The sequence below is a fragment of the Chloroflexota bacterium genome, assembly GCA_020850535.1.
Taxonomy (GTDB): Bacteria; Chloroflexota; UBA6077; order UBA6077; family JACCZL01; genus JADZEM01.
In genome coordinates, this window is record JADZEM010000041.1 from 23667 (window position 1) to 39706 (window position 16040).

Sequence of the window (16040 nt, forward strand, 5' to 3'; positions counted from 1 at the left end):
TGAAGTGAAGGATCTCACCCGCTGACCGTCAGCGATCGCGTCAGCGGGTGAGGATCAGCACCCAGTCCTCGGCTGACGGCCTGGCGGGGGCCGGCCAGACGCCATTCTCGGGTGGGGTGACCGCGCCAGCCGACTGCTCGGCGCCGGTCCGCGGGTCGAACCAGGCGGCCTGCCAGCTGTCCCCGTTCAGGCCGAGCAACTCAACCGCACCGCTGCCGTCCGGACAGTAGACCAGCCAGAGGCTGCCCTCGATCAGGCCGCAGGCCGGCTGCCGCACACGCAGCGTCTCGCCGCTTGCAGCGCGGACGCGCTCGGGGGCCGGGCGCAGTTCGTACCAGGGCAGCGTCCGCAGCTTGCGCGCCCCGATGCCGCAGTGCTCGCCGCCCGCGCGCTTGAGGCCCACATCCCAGGTCTCACCGATCTGTGGGCCGGCCAGGAACTCCTCGGAGTCACCGGGGCGCTTCCAGTTCCAGATGCCCTGCGAGCCGTAGGTGTGGCCCATCGTCGCGCCGGACAGGACGCTGACCCAGAAGGCGTAGCGGGCGTGCTCGGCGGTGAACAGCGGCCCGAGGCGGGGACGGTCGGTCATGTCCGGGTGGCCTTCGTACCACGGCTCGCCGTTGACGTACGCTTTGACCGGCTCGGCGCGGTAGTAGGCCAGCGCCGTATCCGCGACGTTCGGGCGTGCCCAGCCATAGTGGCCGGTCTGGATCATGTGAAAATCGTGCCAGGACGCGTCGTGGTGCAGGAAGCGCCAGCCGCGCTGCGTCATCAGGTGGTTGGTGGTCGGGTGGCCGTTCGGATCAGCCGCCTCCACGGCGCGGCCCACGGCGTCCCACTTCTCCGGCTCCTCGTCGTACGGGGCGTCGCCGGAGAGGCTCCAGAGCACCGGAAACCGGGTGTAGCGCCGCACCAGCCACGCGACGTGCCGGGCGGCCTGTTCCGTCGAGAAGTGGACGGCCGAGAGGTGCGGACGCGGGCCGCCCCAGATCAGCATCAGGCAGGTGAAGAGGCCGCGCTCGGCAGCCATCTCCACGAACCGGTCATACCGCTGAAAGTACGCTTCGTTGGGGCGTTCGGGATCGCCGTCGTAGAAGGCGACGTTGCCATCAGCGTCTGGCGCGCCCCAGGTCCAGGGCAACGTGTCCACCTGCACGACGCTGAACCCCTGGGCCTTGCGGCGGTCCAGGTAGGCGGCCCACTGGTCCGGCTGGCCCTTCCAGACGATAGACCATGCGGTATCGGCCAGGAAGAAGAACGGCTGCCCGGTGGCGTCCACCAGATACCGTCGGTTCTCGCTGAGTCGGAGCGGGGCGACAGCGCCCGACTGCGATGTGGTTGCCGAATCCGCCATGGGATCGCTGACCTCCGTCGATGACGGGGTGAGTGTAGCGCGTACCCGCCATCTCGCCCCTGCGCGCCCCGGCAGGCGCATGCGCCTGCCGCGCACAGCGGGCTACACTCCGTCTGGGCGCTGGGCGCCCAGACGCCGAACGGGGGCGGGAACCGATGGCGAAGCGCTCGCGGGCCGTCGTTCCGCTGACGGACCAGCCAGGGAGCATGCGCCGGCCGGCGGCGGTCACCCTGGTCGGCTCCATCTACGTGCTCCAGGGGCTGCTGTCCGTGGCCTCCGGGATGGTGGCGCTGGCCGTCCTGCGGATTCCCAGCCCCGAGGGCCAGTACCCGCCGTTGACGCTCGCCCTGGCGCAAGAGACCAGCCTGGAGATCGTCATCGGGCTCGGGCTGCTGCTCGCAGCCTACGGCCTGTTCAGGCTGCGACGCTGGGCCTGGACGGCGGCCATGGCCACGCAGTGCATGATCCTCACCGCATCGTTGGTGGACCGCCTTTCTGGGACCGCCCCCTACGGCGTGATGGTTCTGGGCGTGCTGAGCGTGCTGATCCTCAATCAGCGCGACGTCCGCCTCATCTTCGAACCGGCGCAGGGAGAGGGCGCTTCGCTGCTATGACAGTCGCAGCCACGGAGGCCCGCTCGCGCGCCGAGGATCTGGCGCTGCTTCGCCGCTTCGAGCCGGTCCTGCGCTTCAACGCCGGCGAGGCGTACCTGCCGCAGACGGTGGATGCCTACGTCGAGCGCTGTTCGCTGTGGGTCCACCACGCCGACGGCCGCGACGAGCTGCTGGTCGAACGGGGCAAGCTGACGATGCCCCTGCTGACCGCGCCGCGCGATCTGCCGGCCGGCTCCGTCCTCTACCTGGACTTCGTCGATCCGCTCGACCTGCCAGAGCTGACGGCGCTGGCAGTGCAGGAGGGCGTGGAGCGGCTGCGCGGCGGCACGGACCTGTTCCGTCCGCACATCGGGCGGCTGGCCCGGCTCGGCTACGGCTCGCGGCTGCTGGCAGCGCTGTTCAGCCTGACGCTGTTCATGCGGGGGCGGGTGCCCGGCGATACCGCCGCTGCCGCCACCCTGGTGACCCGCCAGATGCGGAAGCAGCATCCCGCCCCGGTCTACTACGGGCGCGTCCTGCGGGATCCGCGCGGCTGGATCGTCCTCCAGTACTGGTTCTTCTACGCCTTCAACAACTGGCGGTCCGGCTTCTACGGCGCGAACGACCACGAAGCCGACTGGGAGATGCTGTGCGTCTACGCCTACGAGCGTGAGGACGGCGAGATCGTGCCACAGTGGGCGGCGTTCTCCTGCCACGATTTCTCGGGCGGCGACCTGCGCCGGCGCTGGGACGACACGACCGAGCTGACGCTGATCGGCGAGCACCCGGTAGTACACGTCGGGGTCGGATCGCACGCGGGCTACTTCAGACCGGGCGACTACATCGCCGAGATCGAGCTGGCCCTGTTCGCGCCGCTCGCCCGCGTGGTCAACCTGCTGCGGCGCTTCTGGGTCGGGACGCTTCGGCAGGCGGGCGTCGCGGCCCGCGTCTCACGATTCCAGCTGTTCCGCGTGCCGTTCGTGGAGTACGCGCGCGGCGACGGCGTCCAGGTCGGGCCCGGGCAGGAACAGGAATGGTCTCCCGTGCTGCTCGATCCGATCCCGGCCTGGGCCAGCCAGTATCGCGGCCTCTGGGGCTTCTACGCGCAGGACCCGGTCGGCGGCGAGGACTCCCCCGCTGGCCCGATGTACGAGCGGAACAGCAGCCCCCGCCCCTCGTGGCAAGACCCGCTGGCCTGGGCCGCCCTGGATGGCGTCCCGACGCCCGCCTCGGAGAAGGAGCTGCTGGCACGGCGGCGCGTCGAGCTGCTCGGCCGGCACCGCAAGATCGACGGCGAGCTAACCGAGCACCTCGACCAGTTGGAGCACCTGAACGTCGATCTCGGGGTGCTCCACGACGAGCCGTTCCTGCGCGGGATGCACCAGCAGTTGACAGACCGGCGTAGCGACCTCCGCCGGCGCATCGACGCCCTCCGCGACCAGCACGACGAGACCAGGACGCTGGTCGAGGCCATCGAAGCCCGACAGGCCCGCCTCGCCGCCGGCGAGTCCGATCCACCACGCACCCACATCACGAAGCTCGCCACGCCGGTCCCAGAACCGTCCTACCGCCTGCGCCGCCTGGCGGAGCTGTGGTCGGCGCTCAGCATCGCGGCGCTGATGCTTGGCGTCTTGACCCTGACGGTGGCGGACCGGTCGCTGTTGGGGCCGCATCTGCTGCTGCTGGTGATCGCCTTCTTCAGCATCGATTCGCTGCTGCGTCAACAGGTTGGCACGTTCGTGTCGCGGCTGGCGATCATGCTGTCCGGCGTCTGCGGGCTGATCCTGGTGATGGATTTCGCCTGGCAGATCCTGGTCGGGGTGATCGTCGTGGCCGTCTTCTACCTGGCCTGGACGAACGTGCGGGAAGTGTTCCGCTGACACCCCGCACCGCATCCCGGGTGCAACACCCACATTGTCATCCTGAGCGGAGCGAAGGACCTCACCCGCTGGCCGTCAACGCACGTGTCACACGTCGACCGTCATCTTATGCATCACCCGCCGACGGTCACGTATCGCGTCAGCGGGTGAGGTCCTTCGCTCCGCTCAGGACGACAGGGAAGCGTGTGTCTGTCGCGAGGCTACCCCTTGAGCGCCCCGCTCGTCATGCCGGCGATGATGTACCGCTGCGTGAACAGGTAGAGCAGCACCAGCGGCGAGGCCGTGATCGCGATGGCCGCCGCGATCAGCGTCCACTGCGCCGCGAACTCGGCGAAGAACTGGAGCAGCCCGGCCGAGATCGGCTTGATCGAGTTCGAGGGCAGGAAGATGACCGGCCCGATCACGTCGTTCCAGACGCGGATCGCCACGATCAGCCCGACCACGCTCAGGGCCGGCCGCAGCAGCGGCACGATGATCTGGAAGATGTAGCGGACGTACGGGCAGCCGTCGATGGCGGCGGCGTCGTCCAGCTCAGACGGGATGCTCTTGATGAAGCCCGTCAGGATGAAGATCGGCAGGGCGATGCGGCTCCACCAGAGCAGGATGTAGCCGATGCGGGTGTCGTAGATGCCGACCTGCTGCATCACGAAGAACTGCGGGATGATCCCCGCCGGCAGCAGGATGCCTGACAGGAACAGGATGTACAGCCCGTTGCTGCCGCGCACGTGCGCCCGCGCGATGGGGAACGCCGCCAGCGTGGCGAACGTCAGCGTCCCGGCCACCACGCTCACGGTGTAGACGATGGTGTTGATGAAGTACCGCTCGAACGAGCCTTTGACCCAGGCCTCCGGGTAGTTCGTCCACATGATCGGGTCCGGAAAGGACGCCGCGTTGAGGGCGAACTGGCGGCTCGACATCAGCGAGACCTGAAACACGAACGCCAGCGGGATCAGGTAGATCAACGAGAGCAGCGCCAGGATCACGTAACCGCCGATACTGCCAGGGCGGATCCGCAGCTGCACCTGCGATCCTGGCTTGACGGCCGCTGCTGCTGCTTGATTCAGACCGGATGACTGTCCAATCACAGCACGGCCTCCCGACGCCGCAGGTAGAACTGCATGATCATCGCTACCAGGAAGACCATCGCAAACTGCACCATCGCGATGGCCGAAGCGTAACCGGGCAGGCGGTTGCCCGTGAAGAACGCCTGGTTGAAGACCCACATCCCGAGCGTCTGGGTGGTGAAGGCCGGGCCGCCGTCCGTCAGCACGAAGATCAGCTCGAAGCCAGTCATGGTGCCGATGACCGCCAGCAGCACGTTGATGGTGATGCTCGGGGCCAGCAGCGGGATCGTCAGGAAGCGGAACGCGCTCCACGAGGTCGTGCCGTCGATCTTGCCGGCCTCGTAGACCTCAGCGGGGATGCCCTGCATGCCGGCCAGGTAGACCATCATGCTGAAGCCGAGGTTGGCCCAGATCTGGACCCAGATGACGGCGTAGATCGCCGTGTCCACGCTGCCGAGGATGTTGGCCCGAATCCCGAACTCGCGCAGCACCATCGTGACCGGGCCGCCGAGCGGGTTGAACATGACGTACCAGGTCAGGCCGTTGATGGTGGCGCCCAGCACGACAGGCAGGAACACCAGCGAGCGCACCGCGATCTGACCGCGCAGATTGGAGTTCAGCAGCCAGGCGATCAGCACGGCGAAGCCGTTCTGCAAGACCGTGACGGCGATGGAGAAGACCACCGTGACCTGGAGCGCCCGGATCAGGAACGTCTGGCCGCCGGTCAGGAGGTCGATGTAGTTCTGGATGCCGACGAAATGGATCGGTGCGTTCGGCAGGCCGGTGTAGTCGGTCAGGGAGAAGATCGACGTGGCAAACGCCGGCACGATCTCGAGCAGGATGAAGACGGCCAGGGCCGGCATCAGACAGAGGTACGGCCAGATGCCCGCGGTTCGACCCATAGGAGCTCCAGACGGGGGTGTCAGCGGTCAGTGGTCACTGGCCAGGAGAACTCCTGGTGAAATGCTGCGAATCCCAGTGGTCATCCTGAGCGCAACGAAGGATCTCACCCGCTGACGCGAGCATTGATGGCCAGCGGGCGAGATCCTTCGTTGCGCTCGCAAGCTCGCTTCACTCAGGATGACAATTGAGACTTGGACGCATGTACCATGTGCTGACGCCGGACGCTGACGCCCGACCGCTTGACCTACACGCTGAAGTACAGCTTGGCCCAGTCCTGATCGAACATGCCGATGTACTTCTGCCACTGCGGCCGGGAGTCTTCGAAGTTCTTCTGCACGTACTTCGCGTACGCCTCGGGCGTGTACTGCTCCGAGAGGATCAGCTCCGACCACTGGTTGTCGTAGGTCATGCCCGGCAGCGCCAGGCGGACCATCGAGACGGCCGTCTTCTTGAGCAGCGGCGCTTCGGCCTCCGGCACCGGGCCGGTCAGCTTGACATCCTGCGTCGGGTAGTACTGGAGCACCTGCATGAAGCTCTGGAAATTCTCCTTCTCGCCGAAGAAGTTGATCCAGTCCTTCACGGTGTCCACGTTCTTGCTGTAGCGGAGGCCGGCCCAGCCGAGGTCGCCGTAGACGGGCTGGACAGCGTTGGCCTCCTTGTCGTCGGACATGGCGCCGGTGAACGCCTCCAGCTTCTGGAAGGTCGGCTTGTTCGCCATGATGTCGCCGCCGGAGAACGAGCCCTCAGGCCACATCGCGTACTTGCCGGTGGCGAAGAGGCCGGCCGTCGTCGGGTAGTCGATGCCGCTGAAGGCCGGGTCGAAGTTGGTCTTGACGAAGTCCTTCGCCCGCTTGAACGACTCGACCCACTCGGGCGTAGTGAAGTCGGCCTTGCCCGTCACCAGCATGTCGGCCCAGAAGTTCGGGTGCTTCGGCCGGCCGACCGTCATCTCGGTGATGCTCGACCAGCGGGTGAGCGCCGTGGACGGCTTCGCGCCGTAGAGGATCGGCGTCTCCTTGGCCTTCAGGAGCGTCTCGCAGACCGAGTTCCACTCGGCGTACGTCGTGGGGGCCTTGAGGTTGTACTTGGCCATCATGTCGCCGTTCGCCCAGACGACATGCCCCACGTACGCCAGCGTCATCTGCCAGACCTTGCCCTTCCAGGTCATGAAGCGCTGGATGTTGGTCTTGTCGAAGTTCTTGAGCGCGTCCAGGCCGGTCAGGTCGATGAACTGCTCGTCCGGGCGGAAGTTGATGATGTCCTGCGGCGCGAAGCCGTACGTCGCCGTGACGTCCGCCGTCTGGCCGGCGATGCGGGCCATCTGGGCGTTAGTCCAGGTCGCGCCCTGCCCGAGCGGCTCGAAGGTGATGGTGACGTTCGGCTTCTTGGCCTTGAACTTGTCGTTGATCTGGGCCATCGCGTTCTTGAACGCGTCGGCGCTCGATCCAGAGTTCCAGGCGATGACGGCGATGGTCACCGGGCCGGAGCTGCTGCCAGCCGGCGCGGCGGCGGCTGGAGCGCTGGTCGGAGCCGGAGCGGCGGCGCCGGCTGGGGCGGTCGTGGCGGCCGGCTGGGCGGCCGGGGCCGCGGGCTTGGACTCGGCCGGCTTCGATTCGGCTGGCTTCGACTCAGCAGGCTTGGCTGGCGCTGACGACGAGGACTGACCACACGCGGCCAACACGACCGCGCCCGCGCCCATCGCGAGCGACCCAAGCAGACGTCGACGGCTCCACTGCATTCCGAAAACCTCCGCGTCTCCGAACTGGCGCCTGACATGCACACGACCGGCGTGCATGCCCATCTGGTTGCTGCCGCCCGAGCGGCTCGACGACGGCAACGGTGGACCCCGCCTGCGTCGGCGGTGCAAGGCACTATAGCCCTGTCTTTCGGGGATGTCCACCCATAGTGTCGCGCTCATATTCACAGGGCGCTGTCCTACAGACCGGGCGAGCATCCGGCCGGCCCGGCACGCCAGGGCACGTGCATGTTCACACGTGCATGTTCATTGGTGTTCCCGAAACCCGTCGCAGCGCGACGGTGTACGGTAGGCGGGGCTTTCAAGCCCCGACGAGGCGGCACGACGCGCTCAACATGCAATCGCCCTGCCCGGCGCGCTCGTCGGGGTGACGAAGCACCCAGACGGTGCTATGGTGCGGGCCGGGCGCTATTGCGTGAGGTCTCCATATGGTGACCGCTCGCCGACATCTTTCGGACTGACCGGGCATGACCCGTCCCGAACCAGACCGCGATTCCGATTAAGCGGAGTGCAGGCGTCGGCGGAACCCCCAGGCCGCCGTCGCCGCGCGGGCAACGCTGGACGCACCCTTGCTCTGCCCTTCTGTCATGGGGCGTCCGGGCTGGGGAACGCCACGCCTGCAGTGTGCGTGCCACCGACGGCGTGGCCGCAAATGGTGACGAGTCGGCATGGGGCGCTTCCGAATCGATCTGCTCCAGGGACTCAGCGGGGCATTCGCCTTGCTGGCCGGGCTCCTGATGTTGATGGAGCCCCACCGGCTCGTGCGATTCGCAGCCTTCGCGCCGCTGCAGCCGTACTTTCACCTGGCCGGCTCCCTCTTCCTGATAGGTGGGGTGCTGCTGATCGGCCGGATGGTCGCGCGGCCACGCCGCGACGGCACGACGCCGCTCGCAGCCGTCCTGGCGTTTGCGCTGTCGCTCGCGGTCGCGACACCTATCGTGGCGGCGTTTGCCATCGACGCCGCCCGCGACGATGCCGAGACCCGCGCCCACAAGTTCGAGGACACGCAGGATGCAGCCGCCCTGATCTCCGAGATGGTTGCCGGCGCCATCACCAACCAGCAAACCATTGCCATCAGCGTCGCCTCGGGGACGGACCTGCTGTCCCTGCCGCCGGACGACGTGCATCGGCGGCTCACGTCCCGCGCGACACGCCAACCGACGCTGAGGGCCCTCGCGGTCTTCCGGGCCGATGGGACGCCGCTCGGGCGCAGCGACGACGCGGCGCCCCGTTCGCCGGCCGGCCTGCCGACCTTCCAGCAGACGGTGACGACCCAGAAGGTGCACACCGGCCTGGAACGATCCCTGGCGCTCGGGCGACTGCTCGTCATCAGCGCCGCGCCGATGCTCAACGAGCGCGGCGAGCTGATCGGCGTTGCTGCCGCCAGCTCGGAACCGGGCCAGGTGCTCGCGTCGCTCTCAAACCTCCAGATCCCTGGTGCGCGCGTGTTCCTGGTTGACGAGCAGGGCGTTGTGGTGGCCACGAACACCGACGCCGCCATCGGGACACAGGTCGCGTCGCCGACCGTCCTCGCCGCGCGGGAGCGCGGGCATGAAGTCGGCACAATCGCCTACGGCACTGGCGGAGACGAATGGCTGACGGCGTACCAGCGGCTGCCCGACACCGGCTGGATCGTCGTGGTGGAACGGTCGGCTGCGACGCTGCTGGCCGACACCTATGCGTACCGCGACCGGATGCTCGTCTACCTCCTGGTGGCGATGGCGGTGGCCATCGTCGGCGGCGTCGCCCTGGCCCGCCGGGTGTCAGCGCCCCTGATCCGCCTGGCTGCCGCCGTCGGGCAGTTCGACGGCCGACACCCTTCCTCGCTGCCGCACAGCACACTGACAGAGGCCGCCGAGCTTGCGGCGGCGTTTGCCGACGCGCAGATGAGACTTGCCGCACGCACCGCCGAGCAGGAGGCCAGCGAGGCCGAGGTGCGCCGTCTGAATCAGACGCTGGAAGAGCGCGTGCGGCGGCGAACGGCGGAGCTTGCCGCCGCCTCCGCCGACGCTCAGCGTTTCCGGGCGCTCGTCGCCTCGTCTGACGACGCCATCTTGAGTAAGGATCTCCGTGGAACCGTCCTGAGCTGGAATGCCAGCGCAGAGCGGCTGTACGGCTACGCGGCCGAGGAGATGATCGGCCGTTCAGTCAGCATGTTGTTTCCCGCGGACCGCCAGCATGAGCTGCCGGAGCTGCTCGCACGGGTGGCGCATGGCGAGTCCGTCGAGGCCTTCGACACCATCCGGGTCCACCAGGATGGACGACGGCTCGATGTCTCGGTGCGGGTCTCGCCGATCCGCGACGACGATGGGACGGTTGTCGCGGTGTCCGCCATCGCGCGCGACCTGACCATTGAGATCGAGCGGCAGCGGCGGGAGATCGGGTCCGAGAAGCTGCGGGCGCTGGGGCAGATGGCCGGCGGCATCGCGCACGACTTGAACCAGTCGCTCTCGCTGATCACCGGCTACGGCGAGCTGCTCGAAGACGCGCTCGCCTACGACGCCGAGCGACCGCTGCCGCCACACCTCGCAGAGATGCTGCGGACCATCCGTCAGGCCGCCCATGACGGTGGCGAGACGGTTGCGCGGCTGCTCCGGTTCGCCCGTGGCGGCAGCGACAGCCCGGCGATAGCCCCGGAGCCGGTCCACATCTCCACCCTGCTCGACGAGGTGGTGCGGCTGACCGCGCCACGCTGGCGCGACGCCAGCCAGGCTGACGGGCGCCCGATCCGGCTCGACGTGGAGAGCGCCCCGGATGTCGTGATCCAGGGCCATCCGGCCGGGCTGCGCGAGGCCTTGACCAACCTCGTCTTCAACGCGGTCGATGCTCTGCCCCAGGGCGGGCGGATTCGTCTGGTGGCGCGCCAGCGCGTCGGAGGCGTGCGCCTGATCGTCGAAGACGATGGCCAGGGGATGCCGGCCGACGTGCGCGAGCGCATCTTCGAGCCGTTCTTCACCACGAAGGGCGACCGGGGGACCGGCCTCGGGCTGGCGATGGTTCAGAGCATCGTCGAGCGCCACCGGGGGACCATCACGGTGGAGTCGGCGCTCGGGCAGGGCGCCCGCTTCGTGCTGGACTTCCCGCTGGCCGGCCAGCCCCTCACGATGGACCAGCCAGATGATGAGGCTGCGCCCCCGGCACGGGGGCGGCTGCGCCTGCTGCTGGTGGACGACCAGAAGGGCATCACCGCGATGGCGTCGATGATGCTGGCGCGCCACGGGCATGCGGTGGCGCAGGCGTCGTCGGGCGAAGAGGCGCAGTTGCGGCTGGAGGCGCAGCCGTTCGACATCGTCATCTCGGACGTGGCGATGGGCGAAGGGATCAACGGCTGGCAGCTTGCGGCCCAGATCCACGAGCGCTGGCCTGGGCTGCCGGTGGTCCTGGCGACGGGCTGGGCGGCCGGCATCGATCCTGATGAGGCCACGGCACGGGGCATCGCCGGGGTGCTGCACAAGCCGTATCGCTCGGCCGATCTGCTGGCGATGATCGCGGCGGTGACGGCGTCCGCACCGGCCATGTGAGACACTGTCGGTGTGACGCGCTGGCGGTGTGACGCGCTGGCGGTGTGACGCGCTGGCAGGCGGCGCGGCGCAGAGTACGACAGGTGGGACGGGGGATGCAACGGACGGGGCGACGGCGGCTCGTGATGGGTGTGGCGGCGAGCCTGTCGGCGGCGGTGCTGGCTGCCGCCGGACCCGGGCCTGTGCTGGCCGCCCCTGGACAACGCGTTGGGCAGAGGAGCGCGATGGCGAACGACTGGCAGGCGTGGGCGGGGCGGCGGCAGGCCACCCCTGGGGCCGGGCGGTTGTCGGCACGGCCCCGGCCCCCGAGCGAGAGCGGCTCGGGAGGCTCCCAGCCAACGGGCCTGCAGCCGCTCGGCCTGGACGCCGAGCGCGACGGCCTCCTGTACATCCCGTCAAGCTACCAGCCCGATCACCCGTTGCCGCTGGTGTTGATGCTGCACGGCGCGGGCGGCAACGCGCAGGGCGGCATGGGGCCGCTGGCCGCCCGCGCCGAGGCCGCCGGCCTGATCCTGCTGGCGATAGACTCGCGGGGGAAGACCTGGGATGTGGTCCGCACCGACTTCGGGCCGGACGTGACGTTCATCGACCGGGCGCTGCAGCAGACGTTCGGGCGGTACACGGTGGACCCGGCCAGGTTCACCGTCGAGGGGTTCTCGGATGGCGGGTCGTATGCGGTCTCGCTGGGCGTCTCGAACGGCGACCTCTTCTCGTCGATCCTGGCGTTCTCGCCGGGATTCATCGCCGCCAGCGGGCTGATCGGCTCGCCGCGCGTGTTCATCTCGCACGGGACGCAAGACCCGGTCCTGAACATCGACCGGTGCAGCCGGCGGATCGTGGCGCTGCTCCGGCAGTCGAGCTACGACGTGCAGTACCACGAGTTCGAGGGCGGCCACACCATCCCGCCGGAGATCGTGGACGAAGCACTGGCATGGCTCTCCGCCTGACTCGCCCTTGCCGCGCGGCAAAGATCGCCCGCTCGGCTCAGCCGCCGCGCACTGTCGGCATCGAGCTTCTGCTGATGGTCCCAGGAGTAGGCCAGCGCTGAGTGCACCTGACCGAGCGTCAGAGTCGGAGACTGAAAGACCAGTTCCTCGGCGCTCCAGCCATACATCTGCTGCGCCACCACCAGCTCGACGACCTTCATGGTCGTACCGGCGATCAACGGCACACGGCTATCGTCAAGGACAATGTGCTGATACGCCGTCCCGACGATGCTCATCTTGGCTCCACGCAGAGTACAGAACAACAGTCCAACGAGCAGTGCCGACTTCTATCGTAGTCCAGGCTCGCAACGCTCCCGTGGGATCCTGGGGCTTCCCTCAGAGTGATTGCATGGTTGCTCATGTTCCCAAGCACGGCGAATCGGGCGGTCAGGGGTTGAAACCCCAATGTCGTTCAGAGAGGACGCCATCCGCACTGCGAGCATCAGCGAGCCGGACCTTCGCCAATCGGGTCCACTCGCTTACCGCGGGCCGCCGCCCGCCCCCACGAACGTCGTGTACGGGCCGCAGCCATCCACGATCTCCAGGTGGGCCGTCATCGGGCCGGGCTGCTCGCGGGTGACCAGCAGCCGGACCTCCCGGCTCTCCTCCGGCGGCGTGTACGCCGCCCCCTGCGCCAGCGACGGCCCGCCCACCACCGCCACCTGGGCGTTTGAGAGGCCCGTCAGCCGCACAGACCGCAGCGCGTTGCCAGGGGAGGCCGCCGTCGCCTCGGTCGAGATCGCCGCTTCGAGCTGACCGGGGCCAACCTGGGACGTGCGAACCTCGATCTTCGGGCGCGGCGCGCAGGCCGAAGGGCTGCCCGCCGGCGTCGCCTGACTCGGAGCTGCCGTGCCGGCCGGCGGCGTCATGGTGGCCGTCAGGGTCACGCTGATGCCCGGCGTGCCGCTGCCCGGTGTGGCGCTGACCGACGGCGTGGCCGTCGCAGTGGCCGGTGGCGTACCGGCCTCCGCCTCGGGCACGAAATCGGCGCTCACGTCCAGCAGCGACCGCTCACCGCGCGCGGACCGAACCGCCGCGCCGTCTGCCGCCGCGCCGCCCACCAGCGTGCCAGTCCCCGTGAACGCGATCCTGAACGACTCGCGCCGTTGCAGCCCGACCTCGATCGCGAGGCTGAAGCTCTCGTTCGGGCCGAGGTTGCCGTCAGTCCCCAGCGCCGCGTCCGGCACCGAGACCACCGCCCCGACGCCTGTGGGCGTGCTGGTGGGCGCGCCGTCCCGGTTCACCACCGTGTGCCCGCCGGTCAGCTCGGCGATACGCGCCTGCAGGTCGGTGAAGGTGTCCTGGCTGATGTTCCGGAAGCTGAAGGTCGCCCGGTAGACTCCGGCCGGGGCGCGCGGATCATTCGGCAGGTACGTGCCGCTGGCGCTCAACTGCTGCACACTCCCACCGATCGGTCGGACCGTCCCCGTCCCCGGCGACGGCCTCCAGTCCACGTCTGAGGCGCTCAGCTTGTAGAGGCGCTGGTCGCTGCCATCGGCCTTCATGATGAAGATGCCGTTGTACTGCTCCAAGAACGTGTTGCGGTACTTCTCGAACGCGATGCTGACGCCATCCGGCGACCAGTCCGGCCGGAGATTCTTGTCCTCATGGGTCAATTGCACCGGGTTGGAGCCATCGGCATTCACCACGAAGATCTGGTCACCCGACTCATAGGCAAGCTTCGTCCCGTCGGGTGACCACGTCGGGCTCAGGCTTGCACCCATCGACGTCAGACGCTGCGAAGCACCGCCAGCCGCTCCGATGACCCAGATATCCCCCAGGGCCAGATACGCGATCTTCGAGCCGTCAGGGGACCAGGCTGGATCCATGCCGCCCACCGGTGCGCCCTGCTGGTCCCGCAGCAGTCGCTCGCCCGTGCCGTCGGCGTTCATGATGCAGAGGGCGCTCGGCTGGTTCCCGCGAATGCAGCCAAACACGATACTCCGGCCGTCCGGCGACCAGGCCGGCTGGGCGCTCAACTGACGGCCCGCCGTCAGCGAGGCCTTGCCACTGCCGTCGGCGTTCATCACCCAGATCTCCCCGTCCGGGAACCCGTTCGAGTTCACGTAGGCGATCTTCTGCCCATCCGGGGACCATGCAGGAGCGCCATTGCCCTTCGGCCCGCCCGTCAGGACGCGCTGGTCCCCGCCATCGGCATTCGCGACAGCGATATCCGAGAAGACACTCGACGGGCGGAGGATCGAGTAGGCAAGCTGCGCGCCTGCGACCGGCAGCGGCGTTGCCGTTGGCGGGACCGTCGCCGTGGGCGGTGGTTGTGAGCCGCCGGGCGCGTTGATCCGCGCGACGAATGCATCGAAGAAGCCGTGAAACGTCTGCCCGGGCCAGACGCCAAAGGTCCAGCCGCCGATGTAGGCGTGCCCGAGGCTGTCGCCGGCCACGACCCGCACGTTCTCGCCGCTCGACGTGCCCACCTGGCGTTCCCAGGCCGCTGCGCCGTCCGGCGAGTAGGCGCGGACGTAGACATCTGTTGCACCGGCCGATGTCTGGCCCGGCAATGAGCCACCATCGCCAACCCCGCCGGTCACCAGTACCTTGCCGGTGCCGTCCACGGCGATCGCCTGTATGCCCTCGCCGAACTGGCCGACCAGGGGGGCCAGTTGCGTCCAGCGGACGGATCCATCGGGGCCGTAGCGCCTGATGAAGTTGATGCGTCCGCTCGCCGGCGGCATCCCCCAGAGCGCGCCCTCGGCGGCCCCGGCGAGGTACAGATCGCCACCAGCATCCAGCGCTGCGCCCACGATGCGGACGTCTGAGCCTCCCTGAGCGCTGGTGGAGCCGATCTGACGCGTCCAGACTTCACTGCCGTTGCGGTCGTACTTTCTGAGAAAGCCGTACCCACCGCTGCCCGACGTGTGTCCGGGCGGCAGCGTCTGACCGGGGAAGACGCCACTCGTGTTGCCCGCGACGTAGACAGCGTCTTCACGAGCGGCGACCGCATAGGCAACGTCACGTTCGGCTGTCCCAAACTGCCGCGTCCAGGTCGGATAGCCGTTCAGATCGTAGGCGGTGATGTACGCATCAGTGGGGCCTTGCAGCTGATAGCCCGGCAATGGGCGGTCCGTGCCGCTGACGACGTAGACCTGCTGCACGCCGTCGGTCGCCACGGCCGGGTTGCGATCCGGGTTCGACAGCTCGCTGGACAGGATGATCTGGGTCCAGAGCACATCCCCATCCGAGCTGTACTTGCGCAGGTAGGCGTTGTGCGAACGAAGCCCGGCTTGATAGACCCCGTAAACTGGGCCGTTCCGATCCACGGCAACCCCGCGCCCCTCCATGCTGTCCAGTTCCCACGGCTCAGACGCGAACGTCCGCACCCACACCTGATTGCCAACCGTGGAGTACCGTCGGAGGAACGCCTCATTCCGGCTCCCGCCAGCGTTCATCCCCGAGACGTACACTGCGCCTGGGCCGAGCGCGATGCCCCAGAGCTCTTCGGCGCTGTCAGTACCGAACTGACGGACCCAGGACAGCTCTTGTGCCCCGACGTCCAGCTGGGGCTGCGCGAGAACGAGACACGCCAGGAGAATGAGCGCAAGCACGACGCCGCGGGCGACCATCGGGGATGCCTCGGTGCGTAGTGGACGTGACGTCCCGACAGGAGCACGTCCGAACGGCTGAACCGACGCGAGACCATGCTCCAAGGGTGCGCCACGGCCGCCATCATGACGACGCGTGGTCGCGATGGCTGCTCCACAATGGCGCAACCTTGCCACGCTGTCAATCCGCAAAGTGGCCAGCGCGACGGCTCCCTCATTCTGCCGGGCGACTGCACAGATGGACAGTCAGGACAGGACGCGCCGGTCAGCAGCGATGGTCGCGACGCGTGCGGGCACGGAGGGGCGGCCGGCCAGACTCGGGGGCAGCGGCCGAAGCGGACGGACGCCCACGAGCCGGCCCGTTTCCTCCAATCGGACATCGGCTGGAATGTAGCAGTGTGCCCAATGACACTACATGTAGTGTGT

Annotated in this window: 10 protein-coding genes; 4 read left to right on the forward strand and 6 right to left on the reverse strand. The window is 68.4% G+C overall.

The window, feature by feature from the left end; genetic code table 11:
• Positions 1-40: 40 nt before the first annotated feature.
• A complete protein-coding gene (locus IT306_06315; protein ID MCC7368016.1) occupies positions 41-1354 on the reverse strand; it encodes a DUF4038 domain-containing protein in 1314 nt (437 codons plus the stop codon).
• Between the two features lie 155 nt (positions 1355-1509).
• On the opposite strand from IT306_06315, the gene IT306_06320 reads away from it, so the two are divergent.
• Positions 1510-1968 (forward strand): hypothetical protein, encoded by a 459-nt coding sequence (locus IT306_06320; GenBank protein ID MCC7368017.1) that lies wholly within the window; start codon positions 1510-1512, stop codon positions 1966-1968.
• The gene (locus IT306_06325) at positions 1965-3827 is read left to right on the forward strand and encodes a hypothetical protein (GenBank protein MCC7368018.1); all 1863 of its coding nucleotides are present in this window, start codon (positions 1965-1967) and stop codon (positions 3825-3827) included. The genes IT306_06320 and IT306_06325 overlap by 4 nt, the downstream gene beginning before the upstream one ends.
• Before the next feature lie 200 nt (positions 3828-4027).
• Here IT306_06325 and IT306_06330 read toward each other — a convergent pair whose 3' ends face one another.
• From IT306_06330 to IT306_06340, 3 genes are all read right to left on the reverse strand, one after another.
• Positions 4028-4912, reverse strand: coding sequence for a carbohydrate ABC transporter permease (locus IT306_06330; GenBank protein ID MCC7368019.1), 885 nt, complete (start codon positions 4910-4912; stop codon positions 4028-4030).
• Complete coding sequence (locus IT306_06335) at positions 4909-5793, reverse strand: sugar ABC transporter permease (GenBank protein ID MCC7368020.1); 885 nt, start codon at positions 5791-5793, stop codon at positions 4909-4911. Before IT306_06335 ends, IT306_06330 begins: the two co-directional genes overlap by 4 nt.
• A 245-nt stretch (positions 5794-6038) precedes the next feature.
• Positions 6039-7532 carry a hypothetical protein gene (locus tag IT306_06340; protein ID MCC7368021.1) on the reverse strand — a complete coding sequence of 498 codons (1494 nt, stop codon included), beginning with the start codon at positions 7530-7532 and terminating at the stop codon, positions 6039-6041.
• Between the two features lie 686 nt (positions 7533-8218).
• Here IT306_06340 and IT306_06345 point away from each other — a divergent pair.
• Both IT306_06345 and IT306_06350 read left to right on the forward strand, forming a co-directional pair.
• Positions 8219-11071: a PAS domain S-box protein gene (locus tag IT306_06345; GenBank protein MCC7368022.1), complete on the forward strand. Its 2853-nt coding sequence runs from the start codon at positions 8219-8221 to the stop codon at positions 11069-11071.
• 125 nt (positions 11072-11196) lie between these two features.
• On the forward strand, positions 11197-12018 hold the full coding sequence (locus tag IT306_06350; GenBank protein ID MCC7368023.1) for a phospholipase: 822 nt from the start codon (positions 11197-11199) through the stop codon (positions 12016-12018).
• On the opposite strand, the gene IT306_06355 is transcribed toward IT306_06350, so the two are convergent.
• On the reverse strand, positions 11931-12293 hold the full coding sequence (locus tag IT306_06355) for a hypothetical protein (GenBank protein ID MCC7368024.1): 363 nt from the start codon (positions 12291-12293) through the stop codon (positions 11931-11933). The two genes, IT306_06350 and IT306_06355, sit on opposite strands and share 88 nt — an antisense overlap.
• Positions 12294-12536: 243 nt before the next feature.
• Positions 12537-15635, reverse strand: a complete 3099-nt coding sequence (locus tag IT306_06360) for a PD40 domain-containing protein (GenBank protein MCC7368025.1) — start codon at positions 15633-15635, stop codon at positions 12537-12539.
• Positions 15636-16040 lie beyond the last annotated feature (405 nt).